The organism is Caballeronia sp. KNU42 (genome assembly GCF_053760385.1).
In genome coordinates this window covers 1,944,271-1,964,768 of record NZ_CM132388.1, presented here as the reverse complement: position 1 = coordinate 1,964,768, position 20,498 = coordinate 1,944,271, and the positions used below count along the sequence as shown (strand labels likewise).

At 61.3% G+C, this 20,498-nt stretch carries 20 protein-coding genes; 5 read left to right on the top strand and 15 right to left on the bottom strand.

Features of this window, described 5'->3' with window-relative positions:
* Window positions 1-49 precede the first annotated feature (49 nt).
* The 4 genes from galE to ACSOSP_RS08830 are packed head-to-tail and all read right to left on the bottom strand — an operon-like array spanning window position 50 to window position 4,368.
* Window positions 50-1,084, bottom strand: coding sequence for a UDP-glucose 4-epimerase GalE (gene galE / locus ACSOSP_RS08845; RefSeq protein WP_455310658.1), 1,035 nt, complete (start codon window positions 1,082-1,084; stop codon window positions 50-52).
* 23 nt (window positions 1,085-1,107) lie between these two features.
* Window positions 1,108-2,259 (bottom strand): glycosyltransferase family 4 protein, encoded by a 1,152-nt coding sequence (locus ACSOSP_RS08840; protein ID WP_455310657.1) that lies wholly within the window; start codon window positions 2,257-2,259, stop codon window positions 1,108-1,110.
* Between the two features lie 31 nt (window positions 2,260-2,290).
* Window positions 2,291-3,115: a glycosyltransferase gene (locus ACSOSP_RS08835; RefSeq protein WP_455310655.1), complete on the bottom strand. Its 825-nt coding sequence runs from the start codon at window positions 3,113-3,115 to the stop codon at window positions 2,291-2,293.
* Complete coding sequence (locus ACSOSP_RS08830) at window positions 3,112-4,368, bottom strand: oligosaccharide flippase family protein (protein ID WP_455310654.1); 1,257 nt, start codon at window positions 4,366-4,368, stop codon at window positions 3,112-3,114. The genes ACSOSP_RS08835 and ACSOSP_RS08830 overlap by 4 nt, the downstream gene beginning before the upstream one ends.
* A gap of 33 nt (window positions 4,369-4,401) precedes the next feature.
* Here ACSOSP_RS08830 and ACSOSP_RS08825 point away from each other — a divergent pair, with 33 nt between their 5' ends.
* The 5 genes from ACSOSP_RS08825 (at window position 4,402) to waaA (ending at window position 11,275) form a co-directional block, all read left to right on the top strand.
* Entirely contained in the window at window positions 4,402-4,533 is a 132-nt protein-coding gene (locus ACSOSP_RS08825) for a hypothetical protein (protein WP_455310653.1), read from the top strand.
* Window positions 4,534-4,887: 354 nt separating this feature from the next.
* Window positions 4,888-6,303, top strand: a complete 1,416-nt coding sequence (locus ACSOSP_RS08820; RefSeq protein ID WP_455310651.1) for a phosphomannomutase/phosphoglucomutase — start codon at window positions 4,888-4,890, stop codon at window positions 6,301-6,303.
* 1,321 nt (window positions 6,304-7,624) lie between these two features.
* Window positions 7,625-8,629, top strand: coding sequence for a lipopolysaccharide heptosyltransferase I (waaC, locus tag ACSOSP_RS08815; protein WP_455310650.1), 1,005 nt, complete (start codon window positions 7,625-7,627; stop codon window positions 8,627-8,629).
* A gap of 353 nt (window positions 8,630-8,982) precedes the next feature.
* Complete coding sequence (locus tag ACSOSP_RS08810; protein ID WP_455310648.1) at window positions 8,983-9,867, top strand: Kdo hydroxylase family protein; 885 nt, start codon at window positions 8,983-8,985, stop codon at window positions 9,865-9,867.
* A gap of 82 nt (window positions 9,868-9,949) precedes the next feature.
* On the top strand, window positions 9,950-11,275 hold the full coding sequence (waaA, locus tag ACSOSP_RS08805) for a lipid IV(A) 3-deoxy-D-manno-octulosonic acid transferase (protein ID WP_455310647.1): 1,326 nt from the start codon (window positions 9,950-9,952) through the stop codon (window positions 11,273-11,275).
* Between the two features lie 24 nt (window positions 11,276-11,299).
* Here the strand turns inward: waaA and ACSOSP_RS08800 are convergent, their stop codons facing one another.
* The 11 genes from ACSOSP_RS08800 to ACSOSP_RS08750 form a co-directional block, all read right to left on the bottom strand.
* The gene (locus tag ACSOSP_RS08800) at window positions 11,300-12,511 is read right to left on the bottom strand and encodes a glycosyltransferase (protein WP_455310646.1); all 1,212 of its coding nucleotides are present in this window, start codon (window positions 12,509-12,511) and stop codon (window positions 11,300-11,302) included.
* A gap of 184 nt (window positions 12,512-12,695) precedes the next feature.
* Complete coding sequence (gene ureG, locus ACSOSP_RS08795; protein WP_455310645.1) at window positions 12,696-13,346, bottom strand: urease accessory protein UreG; 651 nt, start codon at window positions 13,344-13,346, stop codon at window positions 12,696-12,698.
* A 6-nt stretch (window positions 13,347-13,352) separates the two neighbouring features.
* The gene (locus ACSOSP_RS08790) at window positions 13,353-14,033 is read right to left on the bottom strand and encodes an urease accessory protein UreF (RefSeq protein ID WP_455310900.1); all 681 of its coding nucleotides are present in this window, start codon (window positions 14,031-14,033) and stop codon (window positions 13,353-13,355) included.
* Complete coding sequence (ureE, locus tag ACSOSP_RS08785; RefSeq protein WP_455310644.1) at window positions 14,020-14,829, bottom strand: urease accessory protein UreE; 810 nt, start codon at window positions 14,827-14,829, stop codon at window positions 14,020-14,022. Before ureE ends, ACSOSP_RS08790 begins: the two co-directional genes overlap by 14 nt.
* Window positions 14,830-14,842: 13 nt before the next feature.
* Entirely contained in the window at window positions 14,843-16,549 is a 1,707-nt protein-coding gene (gene ureC / locus ACSOSP_RS08780; protein WP_455310643.1) for an urease subunit alpha, read from the bottom strand.
* A 22-nt stretch (window positions 16,550-16,571) separates the two neighbouring features.
* Window positions 16,572-16,877 carry an urease subunit beta gene (locus ACSOSP_RS08775; RefSeq protein WP_031362361.1) on the bottom strand — a complete coding sequence of 102 codons (306 nt, stop codon included), beginning with the start codon at window positions 16,875-16,877 and terminating at the stop codon, window positions 16,572-16,574.
* Window positions 16,878-16,897: 20 nt separating this feature from the next.
* Window positions 16,898-17,200 (bottom strand): urease subunit gamma, encoded by a 303-nt coding sequence (locus ACSOSP_RS08770; RefSeq protein WP_031362362.1) that lies wholly within the window; start codon window positions 17,198-17,200, stop codon window positions 16,898-16,900.
* 68 nt (window positions 17,201-17,268) lie between these two features.
* Window positions 17,269-17,988, bottom strand: coding sequence for an amino acid ABC transporter ATP-binding protein (locus tag ACSOSP_RS08765; protein WP_031362363.1), 720 nt, complete (start codon window positions 17,986-17,988; stop codon window positions 17,269-17,271).
* A complete protein-coding gene (locus ACSOSP_RS08760; protein WP_455310641.1) occupies window positions 17,975-18,625 on the bottom strand; it encodes an amino acid ABC transporter permease in 651 nt (216 codons plus the stop codon). Before ACSOSP_RS08760 ends, ACSOSP_RS08765 begins: the two co-directional genes overlap by 14 nt.
* Complete coding sequence (locus ACSOSP_RS08755) at window positions 18,622-19,299, bottom strand: amino acid ABC transporter permease (protein ID WP_455310640.1); 678 nt, start codon at window positions 19,297-19,299, stop codon at window positions 18,622-18,624. The genes ACSOSP_RS08760 and ACSOSP_RS08755 overlap by 4 nt, the downstream gene beginning before the upstream one ends.
* Window positions 19,300-19,355: 56 nt before the next feature.
* Window positions 19,356-20,159: a transporter substrate-binding domain-containing protein gene (locus ACSOSP_RS08750; RefSeq protein ID WP_455310639.1), complete on the bottom strand. Its 804-nt coding sequence runs from the start codon at window positions 20,157-20,159 to the stop codon at window positions 19,356-19,358.
* Window positions 20,160-20,498: the final 339 nt, after the last annotated feature.

Here is a 20,498-nt window from a genome sequence, read left to right as displayed (position 1 = left end):
GCGTCAGGCCGGGCCTTAACCGAAACCAGGCCCAACCTGAACCAAAACCTCAGGCAAAACCCTTCGGGTTCTGCGACTGCCAGCGCCAGTGATCGGCGCACATCCGCTCGATGCCGTGTTCCGCTTGCCAGCCGAGCAGCTTCGCAGCGGCGGCCGGATCGGCAAAACATTCGGCGATATCGCCCGGACGGCGGCCGACGAGTTCATACGGCACGGGCTTGCCCGACGCCGCTTCGAACGCCTTCACCACATCCAGCACGCTATAACCCGTTCCAGTGCCCAGGTTCACGACAAAGCTGCTGTCGAGCGATTCCAGCGCATCGAGCGCTTTGATGTGACCGCGCGCGAGATCGACCACATGAATGTAATCGCGCACGCCGGTGCCGTCGTGAGTCGCGTAATCGCTGCCGAAAATACGCAGGCGTTCCAGCTTGCCCACGGCCACTTGCGCGACATACGGCATCAGGTTGTTCGGCACGCCCGCCGGATCTTCGCCGATCAAGCCACTTTCATGCGCGCCGACCGGATTGAAGTAACGCAGCGTGGCGATGCGCCATGCGGCATCGGAGATTTCCAGGTCGCGCAATACCTGCTCCGCGATCAGCTTCGATTGCCCGTAGGGGTTCGTTGCCGACAGCGGAAAGGATTCGTCGATCGGCACGCTCTTCGGCACGCCATACACCGTGGCCGACGAGCTGAAGACGATCTTCTTCACGTTGCGCGCGCGCATGGTGTCGAGCAGGACGAGCAGGCTGTCCATGTTGTTGCGGTAATACTCGATCGGCTTCGCCACCGATTCGCCCACTGATTTCAACGCGGCGAAATGGATCGCGCCGGTGATTGCGTGTTCATCGAAAATGCGGGCGAGGGCGGTTTCATCGCGGACATCGGCTTCGTAGAATGCCAGCGTCTTGCCCGTGATCTGCTCCACGCGTTTGAGCGCCTGAGCGTTGCTGTTCACGAGGTTGTCGATCACGACGACGCCGTAACCGGCATTGAGCAATTCGACGCAGGTATGCGAGCCGATAAAACCGGCGCCGCCTGTCACAAGGATCGTGCCCTTTGCGTTTGTTTGACCAGCCATGAATAACGCTCCCGGAGGGTGATTTAGAGTGAAACGCCGGTAACCGCGCGTATTGTGCCTTTATAACGCTCGACGACCGTTTTTTCGTCGAATTCGCGCGTGACCTTGACGCGGCCCGCCACGCCCATTTCAGCGCGCGCCGCGTAGCTCGAAAGCAGCAAGCGTTCGAGTTGCTGCGCGAGGCTACCGGCGCTTTTTACTTCGCACAGCAGGCCGGTGACGCCGTTTTCGACGACTTCGCGGCAGCCGGGGACATCGGTGGCGACAATCGGGCGTCCCATTGCCGACGCCTCCATCAAGGTCCGCGGCACGCCTTCACGATACGACGGCAGCACCACGCAATCCGCATTGCCTATATACGCGCGAACATCTTGCGCCTCGCCGAGATAATCGATGACCCCTTCGCGCTGCCAGGCCTGCACTTCATCGAGCGTGATGGCGCTGGGGTTGTCGACGCCCACGGGTCCGAGCAACTGAAAGTGCGCATACGGATATTTTTCGCGCAGCCGGCGGGCTGCATCGACGTATTCCGCGACGCCTTTATCCCACAGCAGACGGCCAATTAAAACGAAAAAAAAGCCTTCCGTCTGCGGGTTGGCGCGCGGTAGCGGCTGGAATGCGTAATCTCCGAGATCGACGCCTTCGCCGTGCAGCAAACGCGCGCGCTCCGGATGAACCAGCAGCTTCTGGTCGATGAACGCTTGCCGGTCGTCCTGGTTCAGGAACCACACTTCGCGCGGAAAGCGGAACGCAAAACGATAAAGCCGCTTTGCGACGCTCGCCGTCCGGCTCTTCTGGATGAACACATAACCCAGGCCGGTGGTGACCGCAATGGACGGCACGCCCGCGAGTTTTGCCGCTATCGAACCGAAGATGTTCGGCTTGATCGTGTAGTGAAACACCATGTGCGGCCGGGTGGCGCGGTACTCGCGATATAGCGCGGCCAGGGTCTTCAGGTCATCGCGGGGATTGGTGCCTTTCGACGCTACCGGCAGCTCCACGCAGCGGCAGCCCATTTCTTCCAGCGGCTCGAAAGTCCGGTCGCGCGGCGCGATCACAGCGACTTCGACGCCGCGTTCGATCAGCATCCGCAGCAAGCCGCGCCGGTAGGTGTAGATCGCCCAGGCGGTGTTGCAGACGAGAGTTATGCGAAGGCGGGTTTTCTCTGCGTTCATTCGATGGTTATTGAAGGGGGCGCTGAACGAGTCATGCGCGGAACAAGCGCGTTTTCAGCGCGCGCAGGAGGCCGTAAGGCAGCATCAGATGCGCGATATTTTTCGCCACGCCGAGCCAGTCGGGCGGGTTCGTCAAACGCATGTATTTCAATTGCAGCCGCAGTGTAGACAGGATTTGTGTCCGACGTTTCGTCGCGCTGATGCCGTGCTCGTTGAGTTCGTAATACACGCCGAACTCTGGCAGGTTCGCGCAATCGTGGCGCTGCATCAGACGCAGGAACAGGTCGAGGTCCTCGGCCGCGCGATATTCCGCGCGATAGTTGCCGGCTTCGATCACGGCGGTGACGCGCAGCATGATCGTCGGATGGGAGAAGCAGGAGCGCAGCAGCATGACGCGGCGGATTGCAGCCGGTTCCGTGGGCGGGCGAAGGTCGAACAGCGGCGCGCCCGCCGTGCTCACCACGTGCGTCCACATGCCGAGCGCCGCCGTTTCCGGATGCGCTTCCATATAGGCGCGCTGCTTTTCCAGCCGATATGGCGTCGCCAGATCGCCGGCATCGATGCGCGCCGCGTATTTGACGCCGCGCTCCGCCAGCGCGGCCACGCCCGTTTGCAACGCTTGCTCGATACCGCCATTGCGCGGCATGCGCAGCACCTCGATCGTGAGGTTCGCGGGGTTCGCCCCGGAGGATGGCGCGACGATGGGCGGCAGGCTGCCGTCATCGACGATCAGCACGCGCACCGGTGCACGCTCGGAGAACGATGCGAGCGTGCGATCCAGGTCGTGCTGGGCGTTGAACACCGGGATCAGCACGGCGACGTCGTCGAGTGACGTGGTGGATGAGGTGGCCGTCATACCCGCAGCCTGAAGCGGATATAGTAGAAATTGACCGATGCCGCGGCGAGGTAGCCCGCCGCCAGCCCGATCAGTGCGCCGTAACTGCCCATGCGCGGAATCGCGATCAGGTTCACCACGAAAGCCACCCCCAGCGCGAGCAGCCACTTCGCGAGCAACACGAATTTCGCCTGGTATTTAAGCACGACGAGATTCCCGATCGCTTCGATGCCAGCCGGCACCGAAAGCCACACCGCCCAGCGGAAAATGCTGATGGATTCGGTGTAAGCCGGCCCGAACACGCGCGAGATGATGAAACCGGCGAGCAGATCGAGCACGATTGCCCCGCCGATCATCAGCACGCCGGTCATCGCGATCAGGCGGCCGACGTTGCGCTTCAGTTGCGCTGCATCGTGCACGCGGTACACGAACGCCGGGGCGATCGTCTGCGCGAGCATCAGCGCGAGCGTGATCCAGTTTTCGTTGAGTTGCTGTGCGGCGGAATATCGACCGAGATCGGCGAACGAAATATGGCGCTCGAGCATGAGCCGGTCGAGCTTCAGGAACAGGTACATACAAATGAGGCCGAGCCAGAACACCGTGCCCGCGCTGGCGAAGTGGCGGAACAGCGAGCGGTCGATGTGCCAGCCGAGCTTGCCGCCGTGTCGATGCATGTAATACAGCATCAACACCCCGCCGATCACACCGGCTTCCAGCGCCCACAGCCAGCCGAAGCGCGCCGGGCTTGCCGCTGCGCGCACGAGCACGAATACGAGCGCGGCCTTGGCCACGGCTGTCAGCATGCTGGTCAGCAATTGCGGCTTGCTGTACGTCATGCTTTGCAGCCACGCGTTGATCACGCCGACGAACGGCTCGCGGAACAGCATGGTCACGGCGAGGCCGGCGAGCATGGCGCCGACGAGCGGATCGGTGAAACCCGCTGCAATGCCGATCCAGGTGAGGACGAGCGCCGCCGCGGAAACGCCCATGCGCAACACGAACGCGCTGCCGAGCACCGTGCCGAGCTGGCCTGGCGGGCGATTCACGATGGTCGGCACGAGGATTTCGGCGCCGCACACCCAGGTGATGGGCGAGAGCACGAGCAGCAGCGTGTTGGCGTATTGCCATTTGCCGAAGACATCGGGGCCGAAGTAGCGCGCGAGCAGTCCGCTGATGGCGATGGCGACTGCGATCTGCGTGAGGCGTTCGAGACCGAGCCAGACGATGTTCGCCAGCGCCTTGGTCACGTCGGGGTTCTTGATCCGGTTCAGCATCCGCGGGCGGCGCCTGACGTTGCGGCGGCTGTCGTGGCCACGATGGGCATGGCGCTTGCGGTAATAAAACAGCCGACCCGGCCGGCAGCCATCCTGACGGTGATCCGTTCGGCGATCCTGTCGGGAGCCGTCAACCTGGGCGCGGTTTCCCGCCATTCGGTGTGACGTTTGTGCTTCGCGGTGAAAAAGCGTCCGGGCATTGGATTAGAATATTTGCGCTGGTCCGCGCGGAAAGACTGCGATTATAGGTGCGAACAGTGTGCGCAACCGCGTGGTTGACGCGTGGTTGACACTCGCCGAGCGCACTTTGAGGAGGGGCCGGCGGGTTTGAGGCCACGCGGGTCGAATTTCTTTCGTTATTTTTTCACGTGTCGTCCGGTATTGTTTCTGGCCGTTCGTGCGTTGGCCGAGTCGGGTCTTTTTATCGTTGGCCGCAGGTCTGTATCAAGGGGTCTTCGTGACCCGGGACGCTTCGGGATGCCCCGGAACCATTTAAATTATTAGTCAGGTAGCCATTCCATGAGCCAGTCACCGCAAGTACCAGTTACCCAGTCCATTTTCAAGGCTTACGACATTCGCGGCATCGTGGGTAAGACCGTCGATGCCGGCGTCGCGCGCGCCATCGGCCGTGCATTCGGCAGCGAGATCCGCAATCAGGGCGGCGATTCGGTCGTCGTGGCCCGTGACGGCCGTTTGTCGGGTCCGGAGCTTGTTGGCGCGCTTGCTGACGGCTTGCGTGAAGCCGGCGTGGACGTTGTCGACCTTGGCATGGTGCCGACGCCCGTGGGTTATTTCGGCGCCAGTGTGCCGCTCGCGTTGCCTGAGGGCGAGCGCCGGGTGGATTCGTGCATTGTGGTGACGGGGAGCCACAACCCGCCCGATTACAACGGCTTCAAGATGGTGCTGCGCGGCGCCGCGATCTATGGTGACCAGATCCAGGCGTTGTATCAGCGCATTGTGAATGACGACTTCACGAGCGGCGCGGGCACGTACACCGAATACGATATCCAGCAGGTTTATCTTGACCGGATTGTCAGTGACATCAAGCCTGCGCGTCCGATCAAGATCGTGGTCGATGCGGGTAACGGCGTGGCTGGCGAACTTGCGCCGCGCTTGTTCAAGGCATTGGGTTGCGAGATTGTCGAGTTGTTCACCGACATTGACGGGACGTTCCCGAATCACCATCCCGATCCGGCGCATGCGGAAAACCTGCAGGATGTGATCAAGGCGTTGAAGGAGACGGATGCGGAAATCGGTTTTGCCTTCGATGGCGATGGCGACCGTCTGGGCGTTGTGACGAAGGATGGCCAGATCATTTATCCGGATCGTCAGTTGATGTTGTTTGCGCAGGAAGTGTTGTCGCGCAACAAGGGTGGGCAGATTATTTACGACGTCAAGTGCACGCGTAACTTGGCCAAGTGGGTTCGTGACCAGGGCGGTGAGCCGGTGATGTGGAAGACGGGTCACTCGCTGGTGAAGGCTAAGCTGCGGGAAACCGGTGCGCCGTTGGCGGGTGAGATGAGCGGTCACGTGTTTTTCAAGGATCGCTGGTATGGCTTTGATGATGGCCTTTATACCGGCGCGCGGTTGCTTGAGATCCTGTCGCGGGTGGCTGATCCGAGCAAGTTGCTTAATGATTTGCCGAATTCGTTGTCGACGCCTGAGTTGCAGCTGAAGCTGAATGAGGGTGAGAATTTTGAGTTGATCGCGAAGATGCAGAAGAATGCGAAGTTCACTGGTGCGGACGATGTGCTGACTATCGATGGGCTGCGGGTGGAGTATCCGGATGGGTTTGGACTCGCGCGGTCATCGAATACTACGCCGGTGGTGGTTATGCGGTTTGAGGCTGACAGCGAGGACGCGCTGAAACGTATTCAGGAAGATTTTCGGCGGGTGATTTTGGCGGAGAAGGCTGACGCCAAATTACCGTTCTGATTTTTGCTCGCGCCGGTGGACCGAAGGGGTTTGCCGGTGCGGAGTGGCCGGGGACCGGGTGGGGTTGGTCGGTTTTCGGGGTTAGCGGTCGGGGGTGGTGTTGGGTTGTTGTGGGGATTTCGAGGTTAGCGGTCGGGGTCTATGCCGGGTTGCCAGGTTCCTGCGTTAGCGGTCGGGGTCTATGCCGGGTTGCTGCTGCTTGGCTTGGCGGTCTGCGTGAGTGAGCTATTTTCTTTATCACTATTAGCCACTGCGCGTGGCGGCGCGTCATTTCTTTGTCCAAAGCGACAAAGAAACGAAGCAAAGAAAGCGCTTTCAAAACGCGGGCTCATAAGTTGACCTAGCGTGCAGTTCCTGCGTTTTTGGCACCCCAAAAGCACGGTGCTCGCCAGAACGACGGATGTTTGAACCCCTCCTTCTCGCGAATTCTTACACGCACACGCTTCGCCCCGTACGCTCTCGGGCAAGCACGCGTGCCAAGAAACCCGCACGGCCCCACGCGTATTTACCGCTTCAGGTCTTCGCGGGTTAGCTGCTTGGCCAGCATGATCGGCATGATCGGTGCGATTATTTTTTGACGTTCGGGCCTCATCTATCCGAGCGCCTTGTTTCGAGGCGGGTTGGCGACGTGGTTCGGGATGCGTACAAATTCGAAGGATGGTTTTTCGCGGATAGCGCGGGGTGCCCCTTGGGCAGGTTCAGTCACTGGTGGCGAAGCGTGTGGGTATCGGTGTTCGGAGAAGGAGGGTTTCACACATCCGTCGCTCTTGCGAGCACCGTGCTTTTGGGGTGCCAAAAACGTGGAAACTGCACGCTAGGTCAACTTATGGGCCCTCGTTTTGAAAGCGCTTTCTTTGCTTCGTTTCTTTGTCGCTTTGGACAAAGAAATGACGCGCCGCCACGCGCAGTGGCTAATAGTGATAAAGAAAATAGCTCACTCAAGCAGACCACTAACCCCGAAAGCAGCAACCCGGCACTGACTCCGACCGCTAACGCAAGAACCTGGCAACCCGGCACTGACTCCGACCGCTAACGCAAGAACCTGGCAACCCGGCAATGACTCCGACCGCTAACGCAGGAACCTGGCAACCCGGCATCAACCCCAACCGTGAACCCCAGAACCGCCAAAAACCCCAAGCGTGAGCAAAACCCAAAACCAAACCCCAACCACGAGCAAAACCCAACCCCCGAGCGCGAGCGAAAAACTAAACCCACCCCCCAAGCGCGAGCGAAAAACTAAACCGAACCTCGAGCGCCAGCGGTAAACTCCGCCCCATCTCAAAAAATTGTCCACGCGCCGTCCAATCCGACGGCGCCCACCGTGTCCAGCGTGCAAAAAATCCTGATTGTCCGGGTGTCGTCCCTAGGCGACGTCGTCCATAACATGCCGGCCATCGCCGATATCCGTCGTCTCCACCCCGATGCCCAGATCGACTGGCTAGTCGAAGAGAGCTTCACGGATCTCGTCGAACTCGTCGACGGCGTACGCCGCGCCATCCCATTCTCCCTGCGGCGCTGGCGCAAACGCCTTTTCTCACTCGATAACTGGCGCGAAATCCAACGCTTCCGCCGCGCACTGGCCGCAGAAAAATACGATCTCGTCATCGACTGCCAAGGGCTCATCAAAACCGCATGGGTCGCAAGCTGGGCGCACGGTACCCTGGTCGGCCTGGGCAACCGCACCGACGGCGCCGGCTACGAATGGCCCGTGCGCTTCTTCTACGATAAACGCGTGCCCATCGAAGCACGCACGCACGTGGTCGAGCGCACCCGGCAACTGGTCGCCGCCGCGCTCGGCGATCCGCGCCCGGAAGCAACGGATGCGATCGAATTCGGCATCGATACCCGCCGCGCCGCGCTGGCGTTATCGGAGGCAGGGCTTAACCTGCCCGTGCCGTACGTGGTGTTCGTCCACGCCACGTCCCGCGCCGATAAACAATGGCCCGACACCGCTTGGATCGAACTCGGCCAGACGCTGATCCGGCGCGGGGTGTCAATCGTGCTCCCGTGGGGCAGCGAGACCGAACGCGAAACCAGCGAGAAGCTCGCCAAAGAGTTCGGCGCAGCAGCGGTCGTGCCGCCGAAACTCTCGCTGCCGGCCGTGGTTGGCCTGATCGACGGCGCAGCAGCAACGGTAGGCGTGGATACGGGACTCGTACACATCGCGGCAGCCCTGAAGCGGCCGACCGTCGAGTTGTACAATTTCTCGACCGCCTGGCGCACCGGCGGTTACTGGTCGCCGCGCGTAGTGAACCTGGGCAGCGCAAACCAGCATCCGACGTTGCAGCAGGTCAAAGCGATCCTCGCCGGCTTCGGGCTGCTTTGATGCATGAAGAAGGGCAGCGGTATCGGATAGGGTAGCGGGGCAGTGGGTGTGGTGAGGAAGCGGCTTCGGTTCGAAGGACTGGCACAATCGCCGCGATAAACCGGCGGCGCGTTTGACGAATCTGGGCGAATTCAAGCGAAACCCGGTGGTTTGAGGTCCATCAACTGCCAGCGTTTCACGCGGCGAATTTTGCAGCCGGTTTGAGCGAAAATGCACCGCGCTCACCGGGCGCGACGCTTCCCCGAGGCGTCAATTGCAGCAAATCGAAGCCAATCGAGGTTGATTGAAGCCGATTGAAGCCAGTTGACGATAATCGGGCCGCTCACTCGCTCATCCAAACAAATCGAAGGCACATGACCGAATCTCAAATTATTGAAGTTGCCACCGCCGACTGGCACGGCCAGCAGCTTTCCGTGCCGCGCGAAGCATTGCTGTCCGGCGTAGAGCGCGGCAAGGTGCTGTATTTTCCGCGCCTGGCGTTTGCCATAGAAGGCGGCGAACGGGCGCTGCTCGACCCCAAGGTGGCCGATCCGGAGCGCAAGAACATCAGTCTCGCGCCCAATGGCGGCGCGCTCGTGGGCGTACTCGGCGACGCCGTCACGCAATCCGCCGTCCGCGCGTTGATCGCGCGCTATCAGGCGAACGCGCGCTCGCTGGTCGACGGGCTGTTCCCCGAATATCGCGGCAAGTTGCGGGTTGCGCCTACCAGCCTGCGGCTGCATCGCGTGGAAACGCGCGAGACGTCGTGGCGCAAGGACGACAGCCGCCTGCACGTCGATGCTTTCCCGTCACGGCCGAATTATGGCGAGCGCATCCTGCGCGTGTTCACCAACGTCAATCCGGATGGCGCGCCGCGTGTCTGGCGTGTCGGCGAACCATTCGAAGACATGGCAAAACGCTTCCTGCCTGCTATCAAGGCCCCGGTTCCCGGCTCCGCGTGGCTCTTGAACCTCCTGCATATCACCAAGACGCCGCGCAGCGAATACGACCACCTGATGCTCCATTTGCACGATGCAATGAAGGCCGATATCGACTATCAAGCGAAATCGCCGCAGCAAGAGATGCCGTTTCCGCCCGGTTGCGTGTGGGTGTGTTTCTCCGATCAAACCTCGCACGCCGTCATGTCCGGCCAGTACATGCTCGAACAAACGTTCTTCCTCCCCGTCAGCGCCATGGACCAGCCCGACTGCGCGCCGCTCGGCATCCTGCAACGCCTGAAAGGCAGGGCGCTGGTTTGAGCGCCGCCGAGTGGTGGGGAGAGTGCGCGGGTTTGCGTAGCGTCGGTGAGCAATTGCCGCGGACCTGCCGCGAGGGCGGCCGATGCTGAGGCTCGTTTATCGCGCGTTATGGTGGCTCGTGGCGCCGCTCGCGGTGCTGCGGCTCTTGATCCGGTCGCGGCGCGAGCGGGGGTATCGGGAACATATCGGTGAGCGGTTTGGGTTTGGTCCCGTGCGCCGTGCCGACGACCTCGCGCCGTTGATCTGGGTGCATGCGGTGTCCGTCGGGGAGACGCGTGCGGCGCAGCCGCTGATCGAAGCGCTGAGCCAAGCCCATCCCGATGCCCGCATCCTGTTGACGCACATGACACCGAGCGGCCGCGCGACCGGCGTGGAGCTATACGGCGACCGTGTTTCGCGCAGCTTTCTTCCCTACGATTCACCGTCGCTCGTGCGGCGGTTCTTGCGCGCTTGGCGGCCATCACTGGGCATCGTGATGGAAACGGAAGTGTGGCCGACGCTCATCGATGAATGCAAACGGGCCGGTATCCCGCTGGTGCTGACCAACGCGCGGATGTCGGCGCGCTCGTTCAAGCGCGCGGCGAAGTTCGGCAATGCAACGCGCGAAGTGTTCGGCGGTTTCACGCGCGTGCTCGCGCAGACGCAGTCCGACGCGGACCGCCTGAGCGCGCTCGGCGCACGCAACATCGCGGTGCTCGGCAACCTGAAGTTCGATATGGCCGCGCCGCCCGAACTCTACGCGCGCGGTCACGCGTGGCGCGCGGCGATCGGCGAGCGCCCGGTCTGGGTGGCGGCGAGTACGCGCGAGGGTGAGGAAGCGCTGGTGCTGCAGGCGTTCACGACCTTGCGCACGCGCATACCCGATGCGTTGCTGATCCTCGTGCCGCGCCATCCGCAGCGTTTCGACGAGGTAGCCAATCTGATCGATGCCGCCGCGCAATCCTATGTGCGGCGTTCCGCCTGGGCCGGACGGGCGGCGGCAGCGGGATCGGGAGTCGATGCCGCGCCGGTCTTGCCGTCCAGCGTCAACGTGCTGCTCGGCGATTCGATGGGCGAGCTGAGCGCGTATTACGCGGCGTCGGACCTGGCGTTTATCGGCGGGAGTTTGTTGCCGCTGGGCGGGCAGAACCTGATTGAGGCATGTGCGGCGGGTGTGCCGGTGCTGATCGGCCCGCACACCTTCAACTTCACGCAGGCGACGAATGATGCGATCGCGGAAGGTGGGGCGCTGCGCGTGAGCGATCCGGCGGCGTTGGCGCGCGGCTTGAGAGAACTTTTCACCGATAAACCCCGCCGGCTCGCCATGAGCACGGCGGCATCGGCGTTTGCGGCGAAGCATCGCGGGGCGACGGCGAGGACGGTGGCGGTGCTGGGGGCGTTGCTTCGCACGCAGCCAGAAGAGCATTAATCCCGGCGGTACGGGCCTGCTGGATTAACCCCGTTCTTCCAAAATCCGCGTCACGCAAGCCACGAACCGCTCGTTGCTTGCTTCCACGCCATACGCCCGCGCCCGTTCCAGCGCTTCGCGCGTAAAGCCATCGCGCAACGCATGGTCCGATAACAGCCGCGACATTGCCCCTGCCATGGCGTCCACATCGCCGATAGGAACCAGCAGCCCGAACCGGCCATCGTCGAGAATCTCCCGTGGCCCGGTCGGGCAATCGGTTGAAATCACCGGCTTGCCAAGCGCCAGCGCCTCGAGCAGGACCATCGGCATGCCTTCGTATCGCGAGCTGAGCACCAGTGCACTTGCATGCGCCACAACCGCGTGCGGATTGTTCCGATACCCCGTGAAATGCACGCGTTTCCCGATCCCCAGTTCCACCGCCAACGCTTCCAGTTCACCGCGAAAACCGCCGTCGCCGACAATCACCAGGTCTTCCTGCAATTCACCTTCGCCATGCGTCCCGACAAGCTGCGCGTAAGCCCGCAGCAAGGTCCGGTGATCCTTCTGGATTTCGTCGAGCCGCGCCACGGAAACGATATACGGCCCGGTGCACGGCGGCGCTTCCACAGTCGCGCCGTTCTCACGAATCCGGTCGATATCGATCGCATTCGGCAGCACGAACACATTGCGCAGATGGCCATTGAACAGCTCGCTCGCTTCGTCGGCCATCTGGCGGTTCAGCGCGGCAATGCCGTCGTAGCGGCCGTATTGCGCGAGTAGCCGTCTCATCTTCCGGCGCCGGCCGCCAAGCCGTGCGTCGAAGCTGAAGTGGTTCACGCCGAGCCACGCCACGCCGAAGCGGCCGGCCAGACGTCGCAGCGACATGTCGAAGTCGATGATGAGGTCATGACGCTGCGCGAGCGCGGCCACCCGCGTTTTCACATAGGGGCGCACGGCGAGCGTGTTGAAGACGTCACGGCCGACACGGCCGAGCTTGCTCAGCCGATGCTCGTAGCGACGTGCCTGGAACAGGTTGAGCCAGGGTTTATCGGTGAGGATTTCCACGCCGACGTCCGCCGGAACCAGCGCGCGGAAGCGCTCTTCGAACGCGGGCGACGAAAACATCACGGACAGCGTCACCGTGAAGCGCGCGCGGTCGTAGATCCGCAGCCATTGCATCAGCGACGACTCGATGCCGCCGTCGTTGAAGTCCGCGATGTGAAACAGCACGGCAATGCGCTTCGAGGGTTGTGCCATGGATGTCGAGGACGCTGCGGGCGACAATTTCAGCCGCACGGCGGCGTCACGAGTCAGGAGCGTGTCAGGACTGTCGATCAGAGGTCTCCGAAAACGGGCCCTATGGCGGTAAAAAAGGGCAAGGCGATATGTTAACGCACTCGATCGGCCGGGAACAGTTTCTTCCCCGCGCCGAAACCTTGTTTCAGACCGCCAGCAGACCCTTCTTTTCGATGAACCGAACCACCACGTCGAGCCCTTCCAGGGCCTTCAGGTTGCACATGACAAATGGCCGATCTCCGCGCATCTTCCTGGCATCGGAGGCCATGATGTCGAGATTTGCGCCTACATACGGTGCGAGGTCGATCTTGTTGATGACCAGCAGGTCGGACTTCGTGATGCCCGGTCCGCCCTTGCGCGGAATTTTTTCGCCACCGGCGACATCGATCACATAAATGGTCAGGTCCGATAATTCCGGGCTGAAAGTGGCTGCGAGATTATCCCCGCCCGATTCGATGAACACGATATCCGCGTCCGGGAAACGCTCGATCATCTGGTCGACAGCTTCCAGGTTGATGGACGCGTCTTCGCGGATCGCCGTGTGCGGGCAGCCGCCCGTTTCCACGCCCATGATGCGTTCGGCCGGCAACGCGCCCGCGACCGTCAGCAGGCGCTGGTCTTCTTTCGTGTAGATGTCGTTGGTGATCGCGACGAGGTCGTATTTTTCGCGCATCGCCTTGCAGAGCATTTCGAGCAGCGTGGTCTTGCCCGAACCGACCGGGCCTCCCACGCCCACGCGCAGGGGCGGCAGTTTCTTGGAGCGGCGGGCAGCGGCGGAATAGACAGGTGCGTTCATGTTTTCTTAAGAGCGGAACAAGCGTGAATATTGCGATTCGTGGCGCGCCGAGAGAATGCCGAGTTGCGGCGCGAAGGTGTTGATTTCATCAGGCGATGTGGCGAGCGCTTTTTCTACCGCGGTATCGATAGCTACCCGCAACGCAACGATGATCCGCTGTCCCGCGATCTGGCCTAACGGCACCGCTTTCAGCGCGGCAGCGGCCTGGTTTTCCACCCACGAGAACGCGTAGGCGGCGAGGGCGGCGTCGGGGGCGGCGTCGTGGGCGTAGGCGGCGAAGGCGAATGCGGTGGGTTGGGAGATCGGTTTAATGGCGTTTAACGTGGCTAAACGCGCGGCATCGCCCCATTCAAGTTGCGTGCATAACTGCGCAAGCGACCAGCCCATCTGCTGCGTCTCGCGACGCAATTCCGCCGATTCGCGGCTGGCGAGGAATTCTTCATCGGCGGCGGTGAGTGCTGCGGCGTCGTGGATGCGCCAGCGGGTCATTTGATGCGCGAGGAACGGGAGTTCGCCGCGTGCGAGCACATTGGTCAGCCCGCTCGCGATCCATTCGCGGGCGCTGTCGCCATCGTGGATCAAGCCGTGTTCTATCGCCGATTCAAGGCCCTGCGAATAACTGAACGCGCCAATAGGCAGCGCCGGCGACGCCAGATGAAGGAGGGCAGTTAATTCAGCGATGCGCATGACCGTGGTCGTGCTTGTGATCGTGGCCTTCGTGGCTGCACTGCGAATGGTCGCCGTGGTCGTGGCCTTTGCCTTTGCCGTGAGCGTGATCTGCTTGGTCGTGTGCGCCGTGGTCCGCATGCCCATGTGCGCACTGCGAATGATCGCCTTGATCGTGGCCTGCACCGTGCGCGTCATGGTCGTGTGCGTGGTCATGGTCCGCGTGCCCATGCGTGCACTGCGAATGATCGCCATGATCGTGGCCTGCGCCGTGAGCGTGTCCATGATCGTGATCGTGCGAATCCCCGTGATGTTCATCGAAGACCTTCTGCGCGAGCGCATAGTCTTCTACAAACGTCTCGTCGTGCCCGTGCTTGTGACCGCCGCCATACGCGCCCGTCTCCGGCTGGAACGGAGCCTTGGCGTGATCCACATGCGCGCCCAGACGCTTGAGCATGTCTTCCAGCACCGGATCGGCTTCCAGTTTCAACTGTCCCGCGGCCACTTCCACCGGCGTGTGCCGGTTGCCCAAGTGGTAGGCGGCGCGCGTCAGCGTAATAGGATCGTGGGCATGAACAACCAGCACATCTTGTTCTGCGGCAATCACACGCACCAGGCCGCCATCGTCAGCGACCAGCATGTCGCCATCGCGCAGCACCGTGCCGCGCGGCAGCACCAGCGCCACTTCCTCGCCGTTATCCAGTGTGGCGGCCAGACGGCTTTTGCAGCGGTCATCGAAGGCAAGGGTGAGCGTGGGCGCGCGCTTGATCAACGGTGCGGCAAGTTTCGCTTCAATACGTTTGTCGATCGTGCGCATAGAGTCTCGGAAATCAGAATAGGAAGTAGCGCTGCGCCATCGGCAAAACGGTTGCCGGCTCGCAGGTGAGCAACTGGCCGTCGGCTACCACCTGATACGTTTCCGGATCGACGGTTATCGACGGCCTGTACGCATTGTGAACCATGTCGGCCTTCGAGATATTCCGGCAGTTCTTCACAGCTACCACTTGTTTCTTCAATCCATACCGTTCGCCGATGCCGTCATCCAGCGCCATCTGCGAGACGAACGTCAGCGATGTCTTGCCCAGCGCACCGCCGCGGGTGGCGAACATCTCGCGATAATGCACCGGCTGCGGCGTCGGAATCGATGCGTTCGGGTCACCCATCTGCGCGACCGCGATCATGCCGCCTTTCAGGATCATCGCGGGTTTCACGCCGAAGAACGCCGGTTCCCAGAAGACGAGATCCGCCCATTTGCCCGGCTCGATGGACCCCACTTCATGCGCGATGCCATGCGTGATGGCCGGGTTGATCGTGTACTTGGCGACGTAGCGTTTCGCGCGGAAATTATCGTTACGCGATGAGTCTTCCGGCAGTGCGCCGCGTTGCGTTTTCATCTTGTGCGCGGTTTGCCACGTGCGCATGACGACTTCACCGACACGCCCCATCGCCTGCGAATCCGACGACAGCATGGACAACGCCCCCAGGTCATGAAGGATGTCTTCGGCAGCAATCGTCTCGCGTCGAATCCGCGATTCGGCGAACGCGATATCTTCCGCTATCGATGGATCCAGGTGATGGCAGACCATCAGCATGTCGAGGTGTTCATCGAGCGTGTTGATGGTGTACGGCCGCGTAGGATTCGTCGATGAAGGCAGCACGTTCGACTCGCCGCAGACCTTGATGATGTCCGGCGCATGGCCGCCGCCCGCGCCTTCGGTGTGATACGTGTGGATCGTGCGGCCCTTGAAGGCGGCCACGGTCGTCTCCACAAAACCGGCTTCGTTCAGCGTGTCGGTGTGAATGGCGACTTGCGTGTCGGTATCGTCGGCGACGGATAAACAGTTATCGATAGCCGCCGGCGTCGTGCCCCAGTCTTCATGCAGCTTCAACCCGATTGCACCAGCCTTGATCTGCTCGATCGCAGGCGCGGGCAAACTCACGTTGCCCTTGCCGAGGAAGCCGAGGTTCACAGGCCAGCCATCGGCGGCTTGCAACATGCGTTCAAGATGCCACGGTCCTGGCGTGCAGGTCGTCGCGTTCGTGCCGGTCGCGGGACCGGTGCCGCCGCCGAGCATCGTCGTGACGCCGGAAGCCAATGCTTCATCAATCTGCTGCGGGCTGATGAAGTGAATATGCGAGTCGATACCCCCCGCCGTCACGATCATCCCTTCACCGGCAATCACCTCAGTCGCGGCGCCAATGGCAATCGTCACGCCCGGCTGAATGTCCGGATTACCCGCCTTGCCGATTGCAAACACGCGCCCGTTCTTGATGCCGATATCCGCCTTCACGATGCCCCAATGATCGAGGATCAGCGCATTCGTCACGACTGTATCCACCACGTCGGCATGCACGCGTTGCGACTGGCCCATGCCGTCGCGAATCACTTTGCCGCCGCCGAATTTCACCTCTTCGCCATAGGTGGTGAAGTCGCGTTCGACTTCGATCAGCAGGTCGGTATCGGCGAGACGCACGCGGTCGCCGGTGGTCGGGCCGAACATCTCCGCGTAGGCGCGGCGTCCGATGCGTAGCGTCATTTCGATAATCCTGAAGTAGAGATCAAAGCGGACCCATCACGAGGCCGTTGAAGCCGTAGACTTTCCGGTCGCCTGCCAGCGCCACGAGTTCCACCGTGCGTTCCTGGCCGGGCTCGAAGCGCACCGCCGTACCCGATGCAATGTTCAACCGGAAGCCTCTTGCCTTGTCGCGTTCGAACGTGAGCGCCGTGTTGACTTCGAAGAAATGATAGTGCGAGCCGACCTGCACCGGCCGGTCACCTGTATTCGATACCGTCACGGACACCGTCTCACGGCCCGCGTTGAGTTCGTGCTCACCATCGTCGATGAGATATTCGCCTGGGATCATGCGCGGCTCCTTCGGTGAATTCAGGGAATCGGATGGTGGACGGTCACGAGCTTGGTGCCGTCGGGGAAGGTCGCTTCTATCTGGATGTCCGGGATCATTTCCGGTACTCCGTCCATCACATCGTCGCGTGTAAGGAGTGTCGTGCCGTAGTGCATGACGTCGGCAACGGTGCGGCCGTCGCGCGCTGCTTCCATCAAAGCGGCCGAGATGAACGCGATGGCCTCCGGATAGTTCAGCTTCAGTCCGCGTGCGCGTCGGCGTTCGGCGAGCAGGGCGGCGGTGAAGATCAGCAGCTTGTCTTTTTCTCGGTGAGTGAGCTTCATGGGTTCGTAGCGTGTCTTGTATGAAGTACTGAAGTTAAAAGAAATCCTAGCATTGCAACCCTACGATTTCATTGAATGAACTTCTTCAATTCGATGGTCGTCGGCCGCTCGAAAATCTCTTCCGGCGTGCCGCTTTCCCACACGCGCCCCTGATGCATGAACACGACCTTGTTCGACACGCGCCGCGCAAAGCGCATCTCGTGCGTGACCATGATGAGCGTCATGCCGTCGGCGGCGAGGCTTTCCACTACGGCCAACACTTCGCCCACGAGTTCAGGATCGAGCGCGGACGTAATTTCATCGCAGAGCAGGACCGTGGGCTTCATCGCGAGCGCCCGGGCAATCGCCACGCGCTGCTGCTGCCCACCCGATAGTTGTTCGGGATAAGCGTTGAATTTATCGGCGAGGCCGACGCGTTCGAGCACCTGCTCAGCGGTCGCGCGCGCCTTGGCCTTGTGAACCTTCTTGACCACGGTTTGCGCGAGCATCACGTTTTGCCCGGCGGTGAGATGCGGGAACAGGTTGTACTGCTGGAACACCATGCCGACTTTCAGGCGCAATGCGCGCAGATCGGCGTGACGGGCGTCCATGTGTTCGCCGTCGATTTCGATCGACCCTTCGTCGATACTTTCCAATCCGTTCAAGGTCCGCAGCAAGGTGCTTTTGCCCGAGCCGCTACGACCGATGATTGCCACCACCTGTCCCGATTCCACCGAAAAATCGATGCCCTTCAGGACCTGGTTCGCGCCGAACTGCTTCTTCAGGTTTTGAGTTTCAACGAGCGGCATTCCATTTCCTTTCGAGCGTGCGCGCGGTGCGGGTAAGCGGATAACAAATCACGAAATAGATCACCGCAACGAGACCGTAGACCACGAACGGCCTGAAGGTCGCGTTCGAAATCATCGTGCCGGCTTTGGTGAGTTCGGTGAAACCGATGATCGAGACCAGCGCCGTGTCTTTCACTGCCTGCACGCCGAAGCCGACGGTCGGTCCGATAGCGATGCGCGTGGCTTGCGGAAGAATCACGTGGCGCAGTTGCTCGAAGTAATTCATCGCAAGGCTCGACGATGCTTCCCACTGACCCTTTGGAATGGCTTCAACACAGCCACGCCAGATCTCGGCGAGATACGCGCTGGTGAACAGCGTGAGGCCGACGGTCGCGGCTATCCACGGCTGGACTTCGACGCCAAGCAGCGGCAACCCGAAGAACACGAGGAACAGTTGCATCAGGAGCGGCGTGCCCTGGAAGATCTCGATGTAGAGCTTCACGATCGTGCGCAACACTCGTGAGCTCGACACCCGCATGATGAGCAGCACGAAGCCCACGATGCCGCCAGCCACGAACGAAACAATCGACAGCACGATGGTCCAGCGCGCCGCGAGCAGCAGGTTGGTGAGAATCTGTTCAAACGTGAATTCGATCATCGGGCGCCTCGCAGATTGCGGGCGAACAGGCGTTTGCCCGCTTCGTTGAGCAGGAAGCGCAAGAGGATCGCCATGACGAGATAAGCGGCCGTGATGAGGAAATACGTTTCGAACGCGCGGAAATTGCGCGACTGGATGTAACTCGCGGCGTAGGTCAGATCGGAGACGGATATCTGCGAAACCACGGCCGAGCCGAGCATCGTGATCACGATCTGGCTGGTGAGCGCAGGAAATACTTTTGCGATGGCTTGCGGTAAAACCACATGCCTGAAGGTCTCGCCACGTGACATGGCAAGCGACGCCGCCGCCTCAAGATGCCCCTTCGGCACGGCCGCAATACCCGAGCGGATGATCTCCACCGAATACGCGCCGAGATTGAGTGTCATCGCGAGGACAGCGGCCACGTATTCATCAATGCGGATACCCAGCGCCGGCAGCCCGAAGAACACGAAGAACAATTGCACGATGAACGGCGTATTGCGGATCGCTTCCACATAGCCGCCGACGAACGAACGCACCGCCGGGAACTTGCTGCCTTTGCCCGCCGCGCCGAGTATGCCGACCGCGAGGCCAAGCACGGTCGACACAGCGGTCAGCCCAAGGGTTATTGCCGCGCCGCTCGCGAACATGCCGGCGTACTGCCCGAGATCGCCGAACTGGAGTTGATAAGCCATTGAATCGGCGCCTTGTTATTTAAGCTTGAGGGTGTTGATTCATTTCACGCGCCGAATTAAAGACCGGCGGGCAGCGGCGCCTTGAACCATTTCTCCGACATTGCTTCGAGCGAGCCGTCCTTCTTCGATTGGGCGATGGCGGCATCGACCTTGGCGAGCAAGCGCGGTTCGTTCTTGTTCATGCCGACGAAACAGGGCGAGTTCTTGATCACGAACTTCGGCTCGGGACGGCGCGGTGGATTCTTCGAGAGAATGGCTGCCGCCACGATGTTGCCCGCCGCGATCAGGTCGACCTGGCCGGACAGGAATGCCTGGATGGTCGCGTTGTTGTCCTCGAAACGCTTGATGGTCGCGTTCGGCGCCATTTGCGTGAGAGCGATTTCTTCGAGCGCGCCGCGGGTTGCGCCGACCGTCTTGCCGGTGAGATCGGCGGGGCCGGTGACCTTGATATTGGCCGGTCCGAACACGCCCTGGAAGTACGGTGCGTAGGGCGCGGAGAAGTCCATGACCTTCTCGCGATCCGGCGTCTTGCCCAGCGACGAGATCACGAGATCCACCTTGTTCGTCGTCAGGTACGGCACGCGATTCGCGCTGTTGACAGGGACGAGTTCCAGCTTCACGCCCAGTGACTTGGCGAGCAGTGCGGCCATATCGATGTCATAACCCTGCGGTTGCATATCACCGCCAACGGCGCCGAACGGCGGGTAATCCTCTGGCACGGCTACTTTCAGGACGCCGGCCTTGGTGACGTTATCGAGCGCGTCGGCATGGGCGGTCAGCGGGACTAAAGCAAGAGCCGGGAGGGCGAGAAGGGTGGCGACTGCGGTGCGAAGAGCGTGGCGGCGAAGCGTGTTGGTCATTTGATTCTCTATCCTTGGTTCGCGATGTGGCGCGGTGCGTCTCATTGATGGATGCACTCGTCGGAAAGAGGGTAAAGCGAGAGTCGTGCCATTGCTGGCGTGCCTTGCTGGATAAGGGACGACGTGAGGGGGGAGGTTCAATGCATATATTTGGTGCGAATTTATGCGTCAAATTGGTGCGACAGTCAACTTAGCAGTCCGTGGTGAAAAGCCTTGAGTGCCGTGATTTCAAGATAGGTCCCAGGTGGGTATGAGTAAAAGTGAGAACTGGTATGAGAAATCAATGACTCGCATTTCAGAGATTACTCAAAAGTGAAGCTAAGGCTCACATGATACTTT